The sequence below is a fragment of the Pseudomonas sp. GW821-FHT11D10 genome, assembly GCF_058808435.1.
Window position 1 is genome coordinate 413,145 of the sequence record NZ_JBXARR010000004.1, and the last position, 16,053, is coordinate 429,197.

15 protein-coding genes are annotated in these 16,053 nt (G+C 62.8%); 10 read left to right on the top strand and 5 right to left on the bottom strand.

The features are described from left to right. Positions 1-86: 86 nt before the first annotated feature. From AC1RT4_RS15595 to AC1RT4_RS15630, 8 genes are all read left to right on the top strand, one after another. The gene (locus AC1RT4_RS15595; RefSeq protein ID WP_493086117.1) at positions 87-1,958 is read left to right on the top strand and encodes an extracellular solute-binding protein; all 1,872 of its coding nucleotides are present in this window, start codon (positions 87-89) and stop codon (positions 1,956-1,958) included. A gap of 1 nt (position 1,959) precedes the next feature. Then, positions 1,960-3,024, top strand: a complete 1,065-nt coding sequence (locus AC1RT4_RS15600) for a microcin C ABC transporter permease YejB (RefSeq protein WP_493086120.1) — start codon at positions 1,960-1,962, stop codon at positions 3,022-3,024. Then, a complete protein-coding gene (locus AC1RT4_RS15605; RefSeq protein ID WP_493086122.1) occupies positions 3,024-4,046 on the top strand; it encodes an ABC transporter permease in 1,023 nt (340 codons plus the stop codon). Before AC1RT4_RS15600 ends, AC1RT4_RS15605 begins: the two co-directional genes overlap by 1 nt. A 14-nt stretch (positions 4,047-4,060) precedes the next feature. Then, entirely contained in the window at positions 4,061-5,674 is a 1,614-nt protein-coding gene (locus AC1RT4_RS15610) for an ABC transporter ATP-binding protein (protein WP_493086124.1), read from the top strand. A 118-nt stretch (positions 5,675-5,792) separates the two neighbouring features. Next, complete coding sequence (locus AC1RT4_RS15615) at positions 5,793-6,314, top strand: DUF3455 domain-containing protein (RefSeq protein WP_085686629.1); 522 nt, start codon at positions 5,793-5,795, stop codon at positions 6,312-6,314. Positions 6,315-6,356: 42 nt separating this feature from the next. Beyond that, entirely contained in the window at positions 6,357-6,890 is a 534-nt protein-coding gene (locus tag AC1RT4_RS15620) for a sigma-70 family RNA polymerase sigma factor (protein WP_493086126.1), read from the top strand. Next, complete coding sequence (locus AC1RT4_RS15625; protein ID WP_493086128.1) at positions 6,887-7,582, top strand: anti-sigma factor; 696 nt, start codon at positions 6,887-6,889, stop codon at positions 7,580-7,582. Before AC1RT4_RS15620 ends, AC1RT4_RS15625 begins: the two co-directional genes overlap by 4 nt. A 113-nt stretch (positions 7,583-7,695) precedes the next feature. After that, positions 7,696-8,136, top strand: a complete 441-nt coding sequence (locus tag AC1RT4_RS15630; RefSeq protein ID WP_011335081.1) for a hypothetical protein — start codon at positions 7,696-7,698, stop codon at positions 8,134-8,136. A 78-nt stretch (positions 8,137-8,214) separates the two neighbouring features. Here the strand turns inward: AC1RT4_RS15630 and AC1RT4_RS15635 are convergent, their stop codons facing one another. After that, positions 8,215-9,303 carry a DUF1615 domain-containing protein gene (locus AC1RT4_RS15635; RefSeq protein WP_493086131.1) on the bottom strand — a complete coding sequence of 363 codons (1,089 nt, stop codon included), beginning with the start codon at positions 9,301-9,303 and terminating at the stop codon, positions 8,215-8,217. A gap of 194 nt (positions 9,304-9,497) precedes the next feature. Between AC1RT4_RS15635 and AC1RT4_RS15640 the strand changes: the two genes are divergently transcribed. Further along, positions 9,498-11,033, top strand: coding sequence for an FAD-dependent oxidoreductase (locus tag AC1RT4_RS15640; RefSeq protein WP_493086133.1), 1,536 nt, complete (start codon positions 9,498-9,500; stop codon positions 11,031-11,033). Between the two features lie 4 nt (positions 11,034-11,037). On the opposite strand, the gene hemB is transcribed toward AC1RT4_RS15640, so the two are convergent. Beyond that, entirely contained in the window at positions 11,038-12,012 is a 975-nt protein-coding gene (gene hemB, locus AC1RT4_RS15645) for a porphobilinogen synthase (protein WP_493086135.1), read from the bottom strand. A gap of 142 nt (positions 12,013-12,154) precedes the next feature. Further along, positions 12,155-12,853 (bottom strand): glutathione S-transferase family protein, encoded by a 699-nt coding sequence (locus AC1RT4_RS15650; protein ID WP_007958984.1) that lies wholly within the window; start codon positions 12,851-12,853, stop codon positions 12,155-12,157. Between the two features lie 295 nt (positions 12,854-13,148). On the opposite strand from AC1RT4_RS15650, the gene AC1RT4_RS15655 reads away from it, so the two are divergent. Beyond that, positions 13,149-13,823, top strand: coding sequence for a hypothetical protein (locus AC1RT4_RS15655; protein WP_007958986.1), 675 nt, complete (start codon positions 13,149-13,151; stop codon positions 13,821-13,823). 27 nt (positions 13,824-13,850) lie between these two features. On the opposite strand, the gene mnmH is transcribed toward AC1RT4_RS15655, so the two are convergent. Beyond that, positions 13,851-14,954, bottom strand: a complete 1,104-nt coding sequence (gene mnmH, locus AC1RT4_RS15660) for a tRNA 2-selenouridine(34) synthase MnmH (protein ID WP_493086137.1) — start codon at positions 14,952-14,954, stop codon at positions 13,851-13,853. After that, positions 14,954-15,988 carry a selenide, water dikinase SelD gene (gene selD / locus AC1RT4_RS15665; protein ID WP_493086139.1) on the bottom strand — a complete coding sequence of 345 codons (1,035 nt, stop codon included), beginning with the start codon at positions 15,986-15,988 and terminating at the stop codon, positions 14,954-14,956. The genes mnmH and selD overlap by 1 nt, the downstream gene beginning before the upstream one ends. Between the last annotated feature and the right edge of the window lie 65 nt (positions 15,989-16,053).

A 16,053-nucleotide genomic window follows, 5' to 3' on the forward strand; every position in this document is an offset into this window, starting at 1 on the left:
TCCGGCCGGCCCCTTCCCCTTGCGAATTCGCATCCCGCAGCGGCCAGCCGCCGCTCCGGGTTTTTCCGGCTCAGAGGAACGACTTCATGACATTCATGCGCAACATGGCCGGCCTGCTGCTCGGCAGCGCGCTGCTGTGCAACGCGGCAGCTGCGCTGGCCGGCGGCAGCTATGCGATGACGGTGTACGGCGAGGCGCCGAAATATCCCGCTGGTTTCCAGCACTTCGATTTCGTCAATCCCGACGCCCCCAAGGGTGGCTCGCTCAGCCGCGCTTCGATGGAGATCGGTCAGTACAACTACATCACTCCGTACGCCGATCAGGGCATTTCCGTGGTGCAGGTCAACGACTGGGTGTATTCGCCGCTGGCGTTCCGCTCGCTGGACGAGCCCTACACCGTCTACGGTCTGGTGGCGCAATCCATGGAGCGCGATCCCGGTGGTCTGTGGGTGCGTTTCAACCTGAATCCCGAGGCGCGTTTCGCCGACGGCACGCCGATTACCGCCGAGGACGTGCGCTACACCTTCGAGCTGTTGATGACCAAGGGCAGCCTGAGTTATCGCCAGCAATACGCCGACGTGCAGGACGTGCAGATCGAAGGCCCGCGGCAGATTCGCTTCACCTTCAAGAACAACCTCAACCGCACCCTGGCGCTGGATCTGGCGTCGCTGCGACCGGTGCCCGAGCACTGGTGGAAAACCCGCGACTTCGCCAACGGCGGCGGCTTCGAACCCCCGCTGGGCAGCGGCCCGTACCGTGTCAGCAAGGTCGACGCCGGGCGCAGCATCGGTTTCCAGCGCGATCCGGATTGGTGGGGCAAAGACCTGCCGGTCAGTCGCGGGCTGTACAACTTCGACAGCCTGACCGTGAATTTCTACGGCGACACCGACGTCGCCCGACAACTGCTGCAAGCCGGCGCGTTCGACTACAACCGCGAGTTTTCCTCGTCCGGCTACGTGGTCGGCTACGACAGCCCGGCCCTGCGCGACGGTCGCCTGCAACAGGCGATTCTCGCCCCGGACAAACCGACCAGCGCTCAGGGGTTTGTGTTCAATCTGCAGAACCCGCTGTTCAAGGATCGTCGCGTGCGACAGGCGCTGAGCCTGCTGTGGGATTTCGAGTGGACCAACAAGCAGATGATGCGCGGCTTCTACGTGCGCCAGAACAGCTACTGGCCGAAGAGTGAAATGGCCGCCACCGCCCTGCCCGACGCCGGGGAACTGGCGATCCTCGAACCGCTGCGCGGACAGATTCCGGACGAGGTTTTCAGCCGGGTCTATCAGGCGCCGAAAACCGATGGCAGCGGCTACATCCGCGACAAGCAGTTGCAGGCCCTGAAGCTGCTGGCCGAAGCCGGATGGACGCCGAAAAACAATCGGCTGGTGAACGCCGCCAGCGAGCCATTCGAATTCACCTTCCTCGACGGTCAGGGTGGCTTCGACCGTATGCTGCTGCCGTACAAACGCACCCTGGCGCAGATCGGCATCACCCTGAATCTGCGACGCATCGATTCGGCGCAATACATCAACCGGCTCAACGCCCGGGACTACGACATGATCGTCACCAGTTTCCCGCGCAGCGGCGATCCGATCGTCTCGCCGGGCCGCGAGTTGTACAGCCTGTATGCCTCACAGAGCGCCACGCAGGTCGGCAGTTCCAATTCGATGGTGCTGGCCGACCCGGCCGTGGACCGGCTGATCGACGGCCTGGTCCAGGCCAATACCCGCGACGCCATGGTGCGTTACGCCCGCGCCCTCGACCGGGTGCTGCAATGGGGTGACTACATGATTCCCAACTACTACTCCAAGGGCACGCCGACGGTGTTTCAGAACCGCTTCGGCAGGCCGCCGGTGCAGCCGGTCTACAGCGAAGGCCTCGACACCTGGTGGGAGGTCTCGGCCAAGCCGCTGACCAACCAACAGATGAGCGCCCTGCACTCGCTCGCGGGGGGCCAATGACATGTGGCGTTATCTGAGTCGACGTCTGTTGCTGATCATCCCGACGCTGCTGTGCATTCTGGTGGTCAACTTCGTCATCGTGCAGGCCGCGCCCGGCGGCCCGGTGGAACAGGCCATCGCCCGCCTGCAAGGCTTCGGCGGGCACAGCATGGGCGGCACCAGCGAAGTCACCGCCATCGGCGGTGCCGGGCGCAGCAGCCGTGGCCTGGACCCGGCGCTGATCGAAGAGATCAAGCACCACTACGGCTTCGACAAGCCGATGCACGAACGCCTGTGGTTGATGCTCAAGAACTACGCGCAACTGGATCTGGGCAGCAGTTTCTTTCGCGGTGCGAAGGTCACCGATCTGATCGTGCAGAAGCTGCCGGTGTCGCTGTCCCTCGGCCTGTGGGCGACCTTAATCACCTACCTGATCTCGATCCCGCTGGGCATTCGCAAGGCGATCAAAAACGGCAGCGCATTCGATGTCTGGAGCAGCACGGCGATCATCGTCGGTTACGCGATGCCGGCGTTTCTGTTCGCGATCCTGTTGATCGTGGTGTTCGCCGGGGGCAGCTACGTCAACTGGTTTCCGGTGCAGGGCCTGGTGTCGGACAACTTCGACAGCCTGAGCCTGTGGGGCAAGGTCGGCGACTACCTCTGGCACCTGGTATTGCCGGTGACGGCGCTGGTGATCGGCGGTTTTGCGACGCTGACGATCCTGACCAAGAACAGCTTCCTCAACGAGATCAGCCGCCAGTACGTGATCACCGCGCGCGCCAAAGGCCTGACCGAAAGACGCGTGCTCTACGGCCATGTGTTTCGCAACGCGATGCTGTTGGTGGTGGCCGGTGTGCCGTCGGCATTGATCGAGGTGTTTTTCGCCGGTTCGCTGCTGATCGAAACCATCTTCAACCTCGACGGCCTCGGGCGCATGAGCTACGAAGCGGCGGTGTCGCGGGACTATCCGGTGGTGTTCGGCACGCTGTTCCTGTTCACCCTGTTCGGCCTGTTGATCAAGCTGATCGGCGACCTCTGCTACACCCTGCTCGACCCGCGCATCGACTTCTCGGCGAGGACTGCCTGATGTTCACACTTTCCCCTCTGGGCCGGCGGCGCATCGCGCAATTCAAGGCCAACCGTCGCGGGCGCTGGTCGCTGTGGCTGTTCATCGGGCTGTGCCTGATCTGCCTCGGCGGCGAACTGATCGCCAACGACAAACCGCTGGTGATCCGCTACCACAACGCCTTTTACTTCCCGATCCTCAGCGATTATCAGGAAACCGATTTCGGCGGTGAACTGCCGTTCCAGCCGGATTACGCCAGCAATTACGTGCACAAACTGATCGAGGATCAGGGCGGTTGGATGCTGTTCCCGCCGATCCCGTTCAGCTACGACACGGTCAATTACGACCTCACGGAACCGGCGCCAAGCCCGCCGTCCTCCAGCAACTGGCTGGGCACCGACGATCAGGCGCGGGACGTGTTGGCGCGGGTGATTTTCGGCACGCGGATTTCGATTCTGTTCGCGCTGATCCTCACCGCCGTCAGTGCGCTGGTCGGCATCGTCGCCGGAGCGTTGCAGGGTTATTACGGCGGCTGGGTCGACCTGCTCGGGCAACGGGTGCTGGAGATCTGGTCGGGGCTGCCGGTGCTTTACCTGCTGATCATTTTGTCGGGGTTCGTCTCGCCGAGTTTCTGGTGGCTGCTGGGGATCATGGCGCTGTTTTCCTGGCTGGCGCTGGTGGACGTGGTGCGCGCCGAGTTCCTGCGCGGGCGCAGCCTGGAATACGTCAAGGCCGCACGAGCGCTGGGCCTGACGGACAGCGAACTGATGCGCCGGCACATTCTGCCCAACGCTATGACCTCCACCCTCACCTACCTGCCGTTCATTCTGACCGGCGCCATCGCCACCCTCACCGCGCTGGATTTTCTCGGCTTCGGCATGCCCGCCGGCACCGCGTCGCTGGGTGAACTGATCGGCCAGGCCAAGCGCAATCTGCAAGCGCCGTGGCTGGGGCTGACGGCGTTTTTTGCCCTGGCGCTGATTCTGTCCTTGCTGGTGTTTATCGGCGAAGCCTGCCGTGACGCGTTCAATCCGCGATCCTGATCCCCGGAGCTGAAATGACCGACAACCTGATTGAAATCCGCGACCTGCGCGTCGCCTTCGCCGGGCACGAAGTGGTGCACGGCGTGAACCTCGACATCCGCCGTGGCGAGTGCCTGGCACTGGTCGGCGAATCCGGCTCGGGCAAGTCGGTGACGGCCCATTCGATTCTGCGCTTGCTGCCAGGCAAAACCGTCAGCAGCACGGGCAGCATCCGCTACAACGGTGTGGACTTGCTGCACGCCAGCGAACAGCAGCTGCGCGGCTTGCGCGGCAACCGCATCGCGATGATTTTCCAGGAACCGATGACCTCGTTGAACCCGCTGCACACGGTGGAAAAGCAGATCAGCGAAGTGCTGGAGATCCACAAGGGACTCAAGGGTCGCGCCGCGCGCCAGCGCACGCTGGAACTGCTGGAACTGGTCGGCATTCGCCAGCCGTTGCAGCGTTTGAAGGCCTATCCACACCAGCTCTCCGGCGGCCAGCGGCAACGGGTGATGATCGCCATGGCGCTGGCCAACGAACCGGAATTGCTGATCGCCGATGAGCCGACCACAGCGCTGGATGTGACCGTGCAGCAGAAGATTCTGGAGCTGCTGATCGAGTTGCAGCAACGCCTCGGCATGTCGCTGCTGCTGATCAGTCATGACCTCAATCTGGTGCGGCGCATCGCCCAACGGGTGTGCGTGATGCGCCACGGGGAAATCGTCGAACAGGCCGACTGCGAAACGCTGTTCCGCACGCCGCAGCATCCTTACAGCCGCTTGCTGATCGAGGCGGAACCGTCCGGCGCGCCGGTGCCGAGCCGCTACGATCACAACCTGTTGGAAGTGGACGATCTGAAAGTCTGGTTCCCGCTGCCCAAGGCGTTGTTCAGTCGCACCCAGGAATACATCAAGGCCGTGGACGGCGTGAGTTTCCGTCTGCAACGTGGCAAGACCCTGGGCATTGTCGGCGAGTCCGGCTCGGGCAAGTCGACGCTGGGCCAGGCGATTCTGCGGCTGGTTGAATCCGAGGGCGACATTCGCTTCGGCAACAAGCAACTGAGCCTGCTCAATCAGCGTTTGATGCGCCCGTTGCGCCGGCAGATCCAGGTGGTGTTCCAGGACCCGTTCGGCAGCCTCAGCCCTCGGATGTCGGTGCAGCAGATCATCGCCGAAGGCCTGCTGACCCACGGCATCGGCACGGCCGAGGAACGCGAAGCGGCGGTGATCCGCGTATTGGAGGAAGTCGGCCTCGACCCGCAGAGCCGGCATCGCTATCCCCACGAATTCTCCGGCGGCCAGCGCCAGCGCATTTCCATCGCCCGGGCGCTGGTGCTGGAACCGGCGCTGATTCTGCTCGACGAACCGACCTCGGCGCTGGATCGCACGGTGCAGAAACAGGTGGTGGAATTGCTGCGGCAGTTGCAGATCCGCCATGGGCTGACGTACCTGTTCATCAGCCATGACCTGGCGGTGGTGCATGCGCTGGCGCACGACTTGATGGTGATCAAGGACGGCAAGGTGGTGGAACAGGGAGCCTCGCGCCAGATTTTTGCGGCGCCGCAACATGCGTATACCCAGGAACTGCTGAAAGCCTCCGGCCTGGCATTGGCAAAAACCGGGAAAGAGCTGGTTACAGCAATCTGACTTTCAGTGCTTTCAGATTTATTTTCCGGCCACTGCATCCAAACCGCTCCGTCACGGGTAGTCCCTGTAACAGCCCTCTTTCGGCTGTCAGCGGTTTACCCTTTTCGGAGAAACACTGATGAACATCACCCAACTGATTGGCCTCACCGGTTTGCTCGCCGTCGCCTCGACGAGTTTTGCCCAAAGCAGTTATCCCGACGCGATCAAGGTGCCGGACGGCCACAAGATCGCGATGGAAACCACCGGGGTCGGCGAGATCACCTACGAATGCCGGGACAAGGCCAACGTCGCCGGCCAGACCGAGTGGGTGTTCGTCGGCCCGAAAGCAGTGCTCAACGATCGCAGCGGCAAACAGGTCGGCACCTACTTCGGCCCGCCCGCCACCTGGCAGGCGCAGGACGGTTCGAAAGTCACCGGCACGCAACTGGCCGTAGCGCCGTCGAGCCCGGGCAACCTGCCCTATCAACTGGTCAAGGCCAACCCCGCTGAAGGCAAAGGCGCCATGAGCGGCGTGAGCTACATCCAGCGCGTCGCGCTCAAGGGCGGCGTGGCACCGGGCAGCGAATGCACGGCGGCAAACAAGGGCAAACAGGAAGTGGTGAAGTACCAGGCCGACTACATTTTCTGGGCCGCGAACTGACCCTGACTGGACGTTTGGCCGATGCTTGCTAGATTGCAGGACATGCCCTTGCCCGAAAACCTGTTCGATTACGAAGCCTGCCTCGCCGCCTGTTCTCGCGGCGAGCGCGAGGCCCTGCGCGAATTGTATGTGCAGGAAGGTCCGCGGCTGCTCGGTGTGGCCCGGCGTCTGGTGCGTGATACGGCGCTGGCGGAGGACATCGTCCATGATGCGTTCATCAAGATCTGGGCCGGCGCGTCGGGGTTCGATCCGGCGCGCGGTTCGGCCCGGGGCTGGATGTTCAGCGTGACCCGGCATCTGGCGCTGAATCTGTTGCGCAATCACGACCGGGAAACGCCGTTGAACGACAGCAACGAATCACCCGCGAGCGATGACGGCTTCGACGCGCTCGCGCAATCGACCCGCATCCATCGCTGCCTGCATCAACTGGAACCGCAACGCCGCCGCTGCATCCTTCACGCCTACGTCGACGGTTACAGCCACGCGCAGATCGCCCAACGCCTCGACACGCCGCTGGGCACCGTCAAAGCCTGGATCAAGCGCAGCCTCAATGCGTTGCGGGAGTGCATGGGATGACCACCGAATCGGCGCAGGAACGCGATGAACTGGCCAGCGAATACGTGCTCGGGACCCTCTCGGCCGAGGCGCGCGCCGAAGTGCAACGGCGCTTGCCCAACGAGCCCAAGCTGCAAGCGGCGGTGGATGCCTGGGAGCGGCGTCTGCTGGAACTGACCGACCTCGCCCCGGCGCATCAGCCCTCGTCGCAGCTGTGGCAACGCATCGAACGCAGTGTCGGGCAACTCACCCATAAGGTGGCGCCCGAGATTTCCTGGTGGAACCGCCTGTCGCTGTGGCGCGGTTTGAGCGCTGCCGGGCTGGCCGCGACCTTGTTGCTGGGTTCGATCCTGCTGACCCAAACCACACCGAAACCGAGCTTTCTGGTGGTGCTGGTCGCCCCGCAGGACAAGGCGCCGGGCTGGGTAATCCAGGCCAGCAGTCCACGAGAGATTCAGTTGATTCCGCTGGGCGTGGTCGAGGTGCCGGCCGACAAGGCGCTGGAATTCTGGACCAAGGCCGACGGCTGGCAGGGCCCGGTGTCGCTGGGCCTGGTCAAACCGGGTCAGGCGCTATCGATCCCGCTGGACAAGCTGCCGCCGCTGCAACCTAACCAGTTGTTCGAGCTGACGCTGGAAGGCGCCAACGGTTCGCCGATCGGCAAACCTACCGGGCCGATCCAGGCAATCGGCCGCGCGGTAAAGGTGTTGTGACAAACCATCATCGGCGTCGATGTTCACCATCACGTCAATGAAGTTCTCTAAAAAAATCCCGGGCGTAACATCGGCTCCATACCAAACAAACAACACCCCCGGAGCAAAAAATCATGAAACGCCAAGTCATCCTCAGCATTGCCCTTTCGGTTCTGGCATTCAACGCATTTGCCGCCAAACCGGCCCACACCATGATCGCCGAAGGTGGTTCGGATCGGTTGATCGAGCGTCGCGTTGCTGAAGGTGGTTCGGATCGTCTGATTGAACGTCGCGTTGCCGAAGGTGGTTCGGATCGTCTGATCGAACGTCGCGTTGCTGAAGGTGGCTCGGATCGTCTGATCGAACGTCGCGTTGCTGAAGGTGGCTCGGATCGTCTGATTGAACGTCGCGTTGCCGAAGGTGGCTCGGATCGTCTGATCGAACGTCGCGTTGCCGAAGGTGGCTCGGATCGTCTGATTGAACGTCGCGTCGCTGAAGGTGGCTCGGATCGTCTGATTGAACGTCGCGTCGCTGAAGGTGGATCGGATCGTCTGATTGAACGTCGCGTTGCCTGAATGAATGGCTTGACCGCAACAACCCAGAAAAAACCCGGCTCCCGTCAGCCGGGTTTTTTTATATCTTTTTGATCGTCCTCAGCCCTTGGCCATGCAGCGCCGATAGCGCTCGTCGACCCGTTTGGCAAACCACGCCGTGGTCAGTTTGCGGGTGATCTTCGGGCTCTGCAGCACAATGCCCGGCAACACCGCACGGGGCAGTGACTTGCCTTCCGCACGCTCCGCCAGCTCGAAAACCCGTTGATACAGTTTGGTCTCCTCGAAAGCCAGGCTATCGCCCTTCTCCAGTTGATCGCGGATCACCGGATTGCGCATGCCCAGTGATTTGCCGAGGGCGCGCACCGCCAGTTCAGTGCTGCCCGGCATGATCGCGCCCGGGCGGATCAGGTCGCCATCCAGCGCCAGCGGAATCCCCGACGCCCGGCTGACCGCGTTCTGAAACGCCGCATTGCGGCTGGCGTACCAGCCGGCGTTGAAATCAGCGAAGCGGTACAGCGGCTCGCGATAACTCACCGGATAACCGAGCAAATGGGCGATACCGAAATACATCCCGCCGCGACGACTGAACACCTCGCGGCGAATTGTCCCGTCCACCGGGTACGGATAGTCCTTGGCATGCTGCTCGGCGAACTCGATGCTGACCTGCATCGGCCCGCCGGTGTGCACCGGGTTGAAACCGCTGAACAGCGTGCGGCCCATCGGCACCGAACCGATGAAGTCGTCGAAAATCGCGCTCAATTCCTTTTCGCTGCGGGCGGCGCTCAGGCGTTCGCGGTAAGTCTTGCCGTTCGGCGAGCGCACCTGCAAGGCGCCGCTGACCAACAGGCTCGGTATGTGCACCTTGGCGGCGCGGCGGTCGATTTCGTCACGGGCGATCTTGCCCAGGCCGGGCACTGGCGGATCGACCTGGAAAGTGGATTCCTGCTCGGCGACGGCCAGCACCGAACACAGATTCTGCGTGGTCGGGCTGATGCCCTGGGCGGCGAACGCCGCGTAGATGTCGGTGGCCCAGCCTTGGCGGTCGACGGTTTTTGCCGGCAACAGGCGCACGATCTGCGCCTTGACCTCGGCGGGCGGGCGCGGCGCCGGTTCTTCGCTGCGTTGACCGGCGCAACCGGCCAGCACCAGCAGCGCGGCGAGGCTGACGATTAATCGAGGGGTGTGCATAACGCTTCATCCAGTCCGTTGAGCCGGGTTAACCCTACGCGCAATCGCAGGGTGCAGGATAGGACTGCGGGCCGGCGGCGCTGTTCCATCGCCCCGTTTGGCAGGCCGACTGGCCGCCCTCGCCGTCTGATCCATACTTGCTGCTGCACACTCAGTGGCAAGCCTGGGGTCAGGACACGCGAGGAGGACAGACCATGAACCGCAGTGATGTTCTGATCATCGGCGCAGGCCCCACCGGACTGGTGCTGGCCCTGTGGCTGAGCAAACTGGGCGTGCGCGTGCGCATCATCGACAAGGCTTCCGCGCCGGGCACCACTTCGCGGGCGCTGGCGGTGCAGGCGCGCACCCTTGAGCTGTACCGGCAACTGGATCTGGCCGATGCGGTGGTGCGCAACGGTCACCGGGTGGCGGCGGCGAATTTCTGGGTCAAGGGCAAACCCGTGGCGCAGCTGCCGCTGAACCGGATCGGCGAAGGCCTGACGCCCTATGCCTTTCTGGAAATGTACCCGCAGGACGAACACGAGCGACTGTTGATCGACCGCCTCGAAGACTACGACGTAACCGTCGAGCGCAACACGACGCTGGAGAGTTTCACCGAAAACGGCGACGGCCTCACCGCCCATTTGCGCCTGCCGGATGGCGAGCAGGAAATCTGCCAGGCCTGCTATCTGGCCGGGTGTGACGGAGCCCGTTCGGTCGTGCGCAAAACCCTCGACACCGGTTTTCCCGGCGGCACTTATCAGCAGATTTTCTACGTCGCGGATGTGCAGGCCAGCGGCCCGGCGCTCAATGGCGAGTTGCATCTGGACCTGGATGAAGCGGACTTTCTCGCGGTGTTCCCGCTGGCCGGCGAAGGCCGTGCGCGGTTGATCGGCACTGTGCGTGACGAACGTGCAGATCGCGCCGAAACCCTGGAATTCTCGGATGTCAGCAATCGCGCCATCGAACATTTGAACGTGCACATCGACGACGTCAACTGGTTCTCCACCTACCGCGTGCATCACCGGGTGGCGGATCACTTTCGCAAGGGCCGGGCGTTCCTGCTCGGCGATGCGGCGCACGTACACAGCCCGGCTGGCGGTCAGGGCATGAACACCGGCATCGGCGATGCGATCAATCTGGCGTGGAAACTCGCGGCAGTGCTCGGCGGCGCGGCCACACCCAAACTGCTCGACAGCTACCAAACCGAGCGCATCGCCTTCGCCCGGCGACTGGTGTCGACCACCGACAAGGTCTTCAGCTTCGTCACCGCCGAAGGCCGTATGGCCGACCTGTTGCGGACGCGGCTGGCGCCGTTCCTGATCCCGAAAATGGCCTCATTCGAGACCAGCCGCGAATTCCTGTTTCGCACCGTCTCGCAAATCACCGTCAACTATCGAGGCATGACGTTGAGTGAAGGCGTGGCCGGGCACGTGCACGGCGGCGACCGCTTGCCGTGGGCCCATGATGGCGAGGGGGATAATTACGAGCCGTTGCGCCATCCGTGCTGGCAGGTGCATGTGTACGGCGACACCAGCGACGAGATGATCGCCTGGTGCAATGAACATCACTTGCCGCTGCACGTGTTCGATTGGCGTCCGGCGTTTGAAACGGCGGGACTGGGGCGCAACGGCTTTTACCTGCTGCGCCCGGACACCTACGTGGCGATTGCCGACAACAGCGCGGATCCGAAGGTGATCGAACGGTACTTCCGTGACCACGGGATCCGGCCGTTTTTCAATTGCCCCTGAAGGATCAGATCCCGGCCAGGGCCAGGTCCATCGCAAAGTAGGTGAAGATCAGATCCGCACCCGCGCGCTTGATCGCACCGAGGCTTTCGCGCACCACGCGATCTTCGTCGATGGCCCCGGCCTGGGCGCCGAACTTGATCATTGCGTACTCACCGCTGACCTGATACGCCGCCAGCGGCAGGGTCGTGGCTTCGCGGATGTCGCGGATGATGTCCAGGTACGCACCGGCCGGTTTGACCATCAGCGCATCGGCGCCTTCCTGCTCGTCGAGCAACGATTCGCGCAGGGCTTCGCGGCGGTTCATCGGGTTCATCTGATAGCTTTTGCGATCGCCCTTCAGCGCGCTGCCACCGGCCTCGCGGAACGGGCCGTAGAGCGCCGAGGCGAATTTGGTCGAGTAGGCCATGATCGGAATCTGCGTGAAGCCGGCATCGTCCAGCGCCCGGCGAATCGCCCGCACCTGGCCGTCCATCGCTGCCGACGGCGCGATCACGTCGGCACCGGCACGCGCTGCCGCCACCGCTTGCTTGCCAAGGTTGATCAGGGTCTGGTCGTTGTCGACTTCATGGTTGTGCATCACGCCGCAATGGCCGTGGTCGGTGTACTCGCAGAAGCAGGTGTCGGACATCACGATCATTTCCGGCACGGCATCCTTGGCGATCCGCGACATGCGCGACACCAGACCGTTTTCGCGCCAGGTGTCGCTGCCGCTGGCATCCAGGTGATGGGACACGCCAAACGTCATCACCGACTTGATCCCGGCCCGGGCGTAACGCTCGATCTCGCCGGCCAGCTTGCGCTCCGGAATGCGCATCACGCCGGGCATGCTCTTGATCGGCACGAAGTCGTCGATCTCTTCTTCGACGAAGATCGGCAACACCAGATCGTTGAGGGAAAACTCGGTTTCCTGGAACAGGCTGCGCAGGCTCGCATTGCGGCGCAGACGGCGTGGACGTGCTTCGGGGAACTGACTGGACATGGGGCCTTTCCTGAAAACAGCGAATGAGACGAAAGTCGTAGGGGGCGAAGCTTATGCCTTGCGGGGGACGGGGTACAAACCTGGATCAATCAACAGTGCATTACCGGGCACGCAATAATCTGCGCACCCGGCTGCAACAGGGTCAGGAAGGGATGGTCAGGCCGCGCACAACCGCCGGCCGCGCCAGGAAGCGCTCCAGCACCCGGGTGACGTTCGGGAAGTTGTTGATGCCGACCAGATCGCCGGCTTCGTAGAAGCCGATCAGGTTGCGCACCCACGGGAACGTGGCGATGTCGGCGATGGTGTAGCGCTCGCCCATGATCCAGTCGCGCCCTTCCAGGCGGGTGTTCAGGACGCTGAGCAGGCGTTTGCTTTCGTCAACGTAGCGGTCACGGGGACGCTTGTCTTCGTAGTCCTTGCCGGCGAATTTGTTGAAGAAACCGAGCTGGCCGAACATCGGGCCGATACCGCCCATCTGGAACATCAGCCACTGAATGGTTTCGTAGCGCAGCGCGCCTTCCTGGGCCAGCAACTGGCCGCTCTTGTCGGCGAGGTAGATCAGGATCGCGCCGGACTCGAACAACGGCAGCGGTTTGTCCTCGGGGCCGTGGGGGTCGAGGATCGCTGGAATCTTGTTGTTCGGGTTCAGCGACAGGAACTCCGGGGACATCTGGTCATTGGTGTCGAAACCCACGCGGTGCGGCTCGTACGGCAGGCCGATCTCTTCGAGCATGATCGAGACCTTGACGCCGTTGGGGGTCGGCAGGGAATAGAGCTGAATCCAGTCAGGGTACTGCGCCGGCCATTTCTGGGTGATCGGGAACGCGGACAGATCAGTCATGTGTAGCATCCAGTCACAAAATGAAAGGCCTGAGCATAATCCACGATCAGCGCTCTGGCTCGGGTTCTTTACGCCTCTCTCCGCAGGCTTACTTAAATCCGCAACATCCTGTGGTTAACCTTCCCTTCAATCGCACAGGCTGAACGGTAAAGTGCGGCGCACGTAGCCGGATCGAACCAAACGGGCCTCAGGGGGCTCCAAGCAAGCCATTGATGACAGGGAAAACATCCGGCGCGCGAGCCCCGGTGCAGAGGTTTGTCAGCCTTAACCGAACAGACTGAAGAATCCTTATCCCATGACGAACTTGATGAAAGTCGCCAAACGCTTCAAACATCGCGCGTATGTGGCCCTGCCCACCCTGCTGGCGGTCAGCGCGCTGTTCCTGTCGCTGGAATCCAGTGAAAGCCGTGCGCAACCGGTGGATGGCACCCAGACCCTGGTGTTCCTGCGCCACGCGGAGAAACCGGCCGGAGGTCTCGGTCAGCTCAACTGCCAGGGCCTGAACCGGGCCATCGACCTGTCGACCCTGCTGCCGGAAAAATTCGGCAAGGCCGACTATGTGTTCGCCGCCAACCCGACGCGCAATGTCGAGGAAGGCGAACTGGACAACTCCTACAGCTACATCCGCCCGCTGATGACCATCAGCCCCGCCGCGATCAAGCTCGGCCTGCCGGTGAACATCGAGTTCTCGGCCAATGACACCAGCGATCTGGCCCGCGAGCTGATCGAAGACAAGTACCACAACTCGACCATCTACACCGCCTGGTCCCACGGCTACCTGCCGGAACTGATCAACAAGGTCGCGGGCAAGGCTGTCGGCGAGAAGCAGAAGATCACCGAGGATTGGGAATCCAGCGATTACGACTCGCTGTATGTGCTGACCCTGACCTGGCACAACGGCAAGGCCAGCCTGCAGAGCCACAGCTACAAACAGGGACTGGATAACGGCCAGGAAAGCTGTCCGACCTGAGCTTGCCCGGGGCCCGCTCGGGCCCCGTCAGGCCTTGGGTTTGTCGCGTTGACGCAAGTACTCGATAACAGCCTGCCGCTCCCCGGCAAACTCGATCCGCCCCCCCTTCTTCTCGCGCTGAAATACATACATCGGGTCGTAGTATTCGCGCAGCAAACCCTCGATCCATGCGCGGTGCAAATCCACCGCTCCGCTGCGGCCCTGCTCCGCCAGCGCCTCTTCCATCAACACCCGCATCCGTCGATGGCGCTCGCCACCCAGGCGCTTGTGCACGTTGTCGAGGCTATCCAGCAACCGCTCGGAAAACCGCCCGAACCCCTCCTCCCCATGCACCGCCTGAAACTCGGCGGACAAATCCACCACGTAATCGCGCAGGATCCGCTCGACGCGCTGTTCGAAACGATCTTCCAGCCAGACCATCGGGTATTGCTGCATGCCCTGATACAGCGACAGCGGCAGCGCACAGCTGCCCACCACCCGGCTCTCATCCTCCAGCACAAACTGATCGATGCCGGCGGCACGTTTTTTCAGGAAGTCGATGGCCAGCCGGTTTTCGAAATCGATGTTCGACGGCTGACCGGTGGCTCGCTTGCCGAAACTGGAGCCCCGATGATTGGCATGACCTTCCAGATCCACGCTGTGGCGCAGTTGCACCAGCACCTCGGTCTTGCCGGTGCCGGTCATGCCGCCCAGCAACACGAAATCACACTCGGCCTGGGCCGACTCGAGAGTGTCGATCAGAAAGCCCCGCAGCGCCTTGTAGCCACCACCGATACGCGGATAGTCGATGCCGGCTTCCGACTTCAGCCACTGCTGGACGATCTGCGAACGCAGGCCGCCACGAAAGCAATACAGAAACCCCTCGGGATGCGCCCGGGCAAACGCCGCCCAGGCCTGGAGGCGTTCAGCCTTCACCGTGCCGGACACCAATTGATGGCCCAGCTCAAGGGCCGCCTGCTGCCCGTGATGCTTGTAGCAAGTGCCGACTCGCTGGCGCTCGATGTCGTTCATCAGCGGCAGATTGAGCGCGCCGGGAAACGCGCCCTTGTGAAATTCGACCGGCGCACGGGCGTCCATCAGCGGCCGGTCGTTGAGGAAGATGTCGCGATAGTCCGTGAAGTCAACGGCCATCAATTCACCTCGACGGCGGTACTCTTTCGCTCCAGCAGTTCGCCGATAGGTTCCAGTGTCAGGCCCAGTTCGGCAGCGACGGCGAGGAATTCGGCATTGCCTTCGGGGGTCACGGCCACCAGCAGACCGCCGCTGGTCTGCGGATCGCACAACACTCGCTTGTGCAATTCCTGCACCCGCCCGACGCGGCTCGAATAGCTGTCGAAATTGCGCAGGGTGCCGCCCGGCACACAGCCCTGTTCGAGGTAATACTCGACGCTCGCCAGTCGCGGCACCCGCTCATAAAAAATGCGCGCCGTCAGGTGACTGCCGTCGGCCATTTCCACCAGATGCCCGAGCAGGCCGAAGCCAGTGACATCGGTCATCGCGGTGACCCCCGCAAGTTTGCCGAAACGGCTGCCGGGCTTGTTCAGCGTACACATCCAGTCCCGGGCCACACCGATGTCGTCGGGGCGCAGCTTGCCCTTCTTCTCGGCGGTGGTGAGGATGCCGATGCCCAACGGTTTGGTCAGATACAGCAGGCAACCGGCGGTGGCGGTGTCGTTGCGTTTCATGAAGCGTTTTTCCACCAGCCCCGTGACGGCCAGACCGAAGATCGGTTCCGGCGCATCGATCGAATGCCCGCCGGCCAACGGAATCCCCGCCGCATCGCACACCGCACGTCCGCCACGAATCACCTCGCGCGCGACTTCCGGCGCCAGCACATTGACCGGCCAGCCGAGGATCGCAATCGCCATCAGCGGATCGCCGCCCATGGCGTAGATGTCGCTGATGGCATTGGTGGCGGCGATGCGGCCGAAGTCGAACGGATCGTCGACGATCGGCATGAAGAAGTCCGTGGTCGAGACCACCCCGCGCTCGGCATCGATTTCATACACCGCCGCATCATCGCGCGACGCGTTGCCGACCCACAGTTTCGGATCAAGGTTCTGCGCCCCGCTGCCGGCCAGAATCACCTCCAGCACCTTGGGCGAAATCTTGCAGCCACAACCGGCGCCGTGGCTGTATTGGGTCAGACGGATGGGCTCGGTCATGGGGCAGTCTCCGGGAGGCAGTGGGAGGGATTTTAGCAGAGGGGTCGACGGGCAAAAAAAAACCG